The sequence below is a fragment of the Bradyrhizobium sp. genome (assembly GCF_019244115.1).
Classification (GTDB): Bacteria; Pseudomonadota; Alphaproteobacteria; order Rhizobiales; family Xanthobacteraceae; genus Bradyrhizobium.
On the sequence record NZ_JAFATE010000386.1, the window covers coordinates 1 to 3,944 of the forward strand.

The following is a 3,944-nucleotide window of genomic DNA, read 5'->3' on the forward strand; positions in this document are numbered from 1 at the left end:
TTACAGCCGCCGCAGCGCCACCGTCTCGATGACGTGATCGGCGCCCTTCTTCAGGATCAGCGTCGCGCGCGGGCGGGTCGGCAGGATGTTTTCCTCGAGATTGGCGAGGTTGGTGCGCTCCCAGATCGCGGTCGCGGTGGCGATCGCCTCTTCGTCCGACAGCGGCGCATAACGATGGAAGTAGGATCGCGGATCATGGAAGGCGGTGTCGCGCAGCGTCAGCCAGCGTTTCACATACCACTGCCGCAACACCGGCTCGTCGGCATCGATATAGACGGAGAAATCGAAGAAGTCGGAGACCACCGGCACCGCCTGGCCATCGCGCGGCAGCGGTCCGGTCTGCAGCACGTTGACACCCTCGACGATCAGGATGTCCGGCTGGTCGACCTCCTGCCATTGGTTCGGAACGATGTCCCAGCTCAAATGCGAATAGACCGGCGCGCGGACGCCCCTCCGTCCGGACTTGATGTCGCTCAGGAACGACAGCAATAACGGCAGATCGTAGCTCGCCGGGAAACCTTTCTTTTGGATCAATCCCAGCCGTTCGAGCACCGCGTTCGGATACAGGAAGCCGTCCGTCGTCACCAGATCGACCTTGGGTCGCGGCGACCAGCGGGCGAGCAGCGCCTGCAGCACGCGCGCCGTGGTCGACTTGCCGCCCGCAACCGAGCCTGCGATTCCAATGATGTACGGCATCTTGCGGTCGCGGATACCGAGGAACTGGCGCTGCGCATAAAACAGCCGCTGGGTGGCGTCGACATAGATCGACAACAGCCGCGACAGCGGCAGATAGATCTCTTCGACCTCGTTGAGGTCGAGGCGGTCATGCAGCGAGCGCAGCCGGTCGAATTCGCCGGGCTCCAGCGTCATCGGCGTATCGTCGCGCAAGCCCGCCCACTGCTCGCGCGTGAAGATGCGGTAGGGATTGTATTGCTGGTCTCTGGCCCTGATATCCATGATGCCGCCTTGTTGATTCCCCGAGCGTGTATCCTAGCCGCTCTTGCGCGAGGCCTTCTCCTCAAGGCCGGACATTGCGGTGCGCTTGGCCAGCGCAGCCTCGACCTCCCGCAGGCTGATGTCCTTCGACTTCAGCAGCACCAGCAGATGAAATATGAGGTCGGCGCTCTCCGCGATAAGGTGATCGCGATCATTTCCCAGTGAGGCGATCACAGTTTCGACGGCTTCCTCGCCCAGCTTTTTGGCACAGTGTTCGGTGCCCTTGTCCAGCAGCTTGCGGGTATAGGAACTCTCGCCGCCCGAGGCAGCGCGGGCATCGATGGTGGCAGCCAGATCATGGACAGTGAAACGCGACATCAACTCGGACTTTTAGAAGGCGCCGGGGCATCCAGCGCCAGAATGGCCCGAGATTTAGCAGTTTTGCGATCAGGAGTCGTCAGGGATCGAGCCGCACAGCCAAACCGGCGCGCGCCATGTGGTCCTTGGCTTGTCGGATGGTAAATTCCCCGAAGTGGAAGATGGATGCCGCCAGCACGGCGGTGGCGTGGCCCTCGCGGATGCCGTCCACCATGTGATCAAGGTTGCCGACGCCACCCGATGCAATCACCGGCACGGGTACGCTGTCGGCAATGGCCCGGGTCAGCGGCAGGTCAAAACCCTGCTTGGTGCCGTCGCGGTCCATCGATGTCAGGAGGATCTCGCCCGCGCCGAGGGAAACGACTTCCTGGGCATATTCGATGGCGTCGATCCCGGTTGGCTTGCGGCCGCCATGGGTAAAAATTTCCCAGCGGTCCCGGCCGTTCTGCCGGACGCGCTTGGCATCGATCGCGACCACGATGCACTGCTCGCCGAACTTTTCGGCGCCCTCCTTGACGAATTCGCGGCGATTGACGGCGGCGCTGTTGATCGAAACCTTGTCGGCGCCAAAGCGCAGCAGGGTCTTGATGTTATCCGTCGTTCGCACCCCGCCGCCGACCGTCAGCGGCATGAAACAGGCCTCTGCGGTCCGCCGCACCACGTCCAGCATGATGCCGCGGTTTTCGTGGGTCGCGGTGATGTCGAGGAAGCAGAGCTCGTCGGCGCCGGCGGCGTCATAGGCGATTGCTGCCTCGACGGGGTCACCGGCGTCGCGCAGGTCGACGAAATTGACGCCTTTGACCACGCGGCCGTCCTTGACGTCGAGACAGGGAATAACGCGGACCTTGAACACGAAAGCTCTCCTTAGGCGGCGGCCCGCGCGTTGCGGATCAGGGCGAGCGCGGCCGACGGATCGAGCCGGCCATCGTAAAGCGCACGGCCGGCGATGGCACCCGCCAGCCTTTTCGCCCGCGGCGCCAGCATCGCCTTGACATCCTCGATCGAGGCAAGCCCGCCCGAGGCGATGACGGGGATGGCGATCCGGTCTGCGAGTGCGATGGTGGCATCGAGATTGAGCCCCTTCAACAGGCCGTCCCGTGCGATATCGGTAAAAATGATTGCGGCGACGCCGGCATCCTCGAATCGTCGCGCGATCTCCAGCGCCGTGATCTCCGACGTCTCCGCCCAGCCCTCGACCGCGACCTTGCCGTCGCGCGCGTCGAGCCCGACGGCGACGCGGCCCGGAAACGCTTTTGCGGCCGCCTTGACGAAATCCGGATCGCGTACCGCCGCCGTGCCGATGATGACGCGGGCCACGCCCTTGCCGAGCCAGGCTTCGACCGTTCTGAGGTCGCGGATGCCGCCGCCGAGCTGGACCGGCATGGTCACGGCGCTGAGCATCGCCTCGACCGCCCCTGCATTCATCGGCTTGCCGGCAAAGGCGCCGTCGAGATCGACCACATGCAGATATTCAAAACCCTCCGCCGCGAAACTCGTGGCCTGCCCGGCCGGATCGAGGTTGAACACGGTCGCACGCGCCATGTCGCCTTGTTCGAGCCGCACGCATTGGCCGTTCTTCAGGTCGATGGCAGGAAACAGGATCACGGCTTCCACTTCAAAAAGTTCGAGATCAGCGCGAGCCCGAAGCGCTGGCTCTTCTCGGGGTGAAACTGGGTGCCGATCGCGGTGTCCTTGGCGACGACGGCGGTGACGGGTCCGCCGTAATCGGCGCGCGCCAGGACATCGGATTCACTGGCGGGATCGAGGTGATAAGAGTGCACGAAATAAGCGTGGCGGCCGTTCGGCCCGAGCGGCAGCCGCTCCAGCACTGGATGCTCCTGGACCAGCTCGAGCGTATTCCAGCCCATATGCGGGATCTTCAGGTTCTCGTCATCGGGCGCGATCTTCACCACGTCGCCCGCGATCCAGTTGAGTCCTTCGGTGATGACGTGCTCCTTGCCGCGCGTCGCCATCAACTGCATGCCGACACAGATGCCGAGAAATGGCCGCGCCTTGTTGCGGACCGCCTCGGTCATCGCATCGGCCATCCCGTTGAGCGCGTCGAGCCCCCGGCGGCAATCGGCGAAGGCGCCGACGCCCGGCAGCACGATACGGTCGGCGCGATAGACCGTGTCCGGATCGCGCGTGACCACGATGGCTTGCGGATTTTCCATACTCCGCGCCGCCCGTTCAAAGGCCTTGGCCGCGGAGTGCAAGTTGCCCGAACCGTAGTCGATGATGGCAACGCTCATCGCTGACCTCCGGGTTCCGGAAACAGCCCGATGATGCCGCCGGCCGGCAGCGGCGGTGGATTGGCGAAGGACTGGCCGCTCCTGTCACGCACCGGCGGCGGCGCGCCGCGATCGACCGGCGGCTGGCCAGAGCCTGCGGCGCGGCGCGTGCCCCAGCGTTCGAAGAAGCGCCGCTCCGCAGCCTCAAGATCATCGGCCACGATGATGTCGAGCTGGCGCCAGTTGCGGCGCGAGTAGCTCCAGCGTCGCAGGCTCGACGCCTCGAATCCGAGCAGCAAAGCGAGCAGGAGATCGACGAAGAAGATCGCCGTCGAACCCAGGCGGAGCTGCACCATCGCCACATCGACCACGGTCATCAGCACGATCCAACCGATCATG

6 protein-coding genes are annotated in these 3,944 nt (G+C 64.5%); all 6 read right to left on the reverse strand.

All coding sequences use genetic code 11. From position 1 onward, the window contains the following. Positions 1-957 carry a type I pantothenate kinase gene (gene coaA / locus JOZ76_RS16855; protein WP_291699900.1) on the reverse strand — a complete coding sequence of 319 codons (957 nt, stop codon included), beginning with the start codon at positions 955-957 and terminating at the stop codon, positions 1-3. Positions 958-990: 33 nt separating this feature from the next. Then, positions 991-1,314, reverse strand: a complete 324-nt coding sequence (locus JOZ76_RS16860; RefSeq protein WP_291699902.1) for a phosphoribosyl-ATP diphosphatase — start codon at positions 1,312-1,314, stop codon at positions 991-993. Between the two features lie 79 nt (positions 1,315-1,393). Continuing rightward, the gene (gene hisF, locus JOZ76_RS16865) at positions 1,394-2,167 is read right to left on the reverse strand and encodes an imidazole glycerol phosphate synthase subunit HisF (protein WP_291699904.1); all 774 of its coding nucleotides are present in this window, start codon (positions 2,165-2,167) and stop codon (positions 1,394-1,396) included. 11 nt (positions 2,168-2,178) lie between these two features. Further along, positions 2,179-2,919, reverse strand: a complete 741-nt coding sequence (hisA, locus tag JOZ76_RS16870; protein WP_291699905.1) for a 1-(5-phosphoribosyl)-5-[(5-phosphoribosylamino)methylideneamino]imidazole-4-carboxamide isomerase — start codon at positions 2,917-2,919, stop codon at positions 2,179-2,181. Next, entirely contained in the window at positions 2,916-3,566 is a 651-nt protein-coding gene (hisH, locus tag JOZ76_RS16875; RefSeq protein ID WP_291699907.1) for an imidazole glycerol phosphate synthase subunit HisH, read from the reverse strand. Before hisH ends, hisA begins: the two co-directional genes overlap by 4 nt. Continuing rightward, positions 3,563-3,944: DUF2628 domain-containing protein (locus tag JOZ76_RS16880; RefSeq protein ID WP_291699909.1), on the reverse strand; the 382-nt coding region annotated here is incomplete at its 5' end. The genes hisH and JOZ76_RS16880, both read right to left, overlap by 4 nt.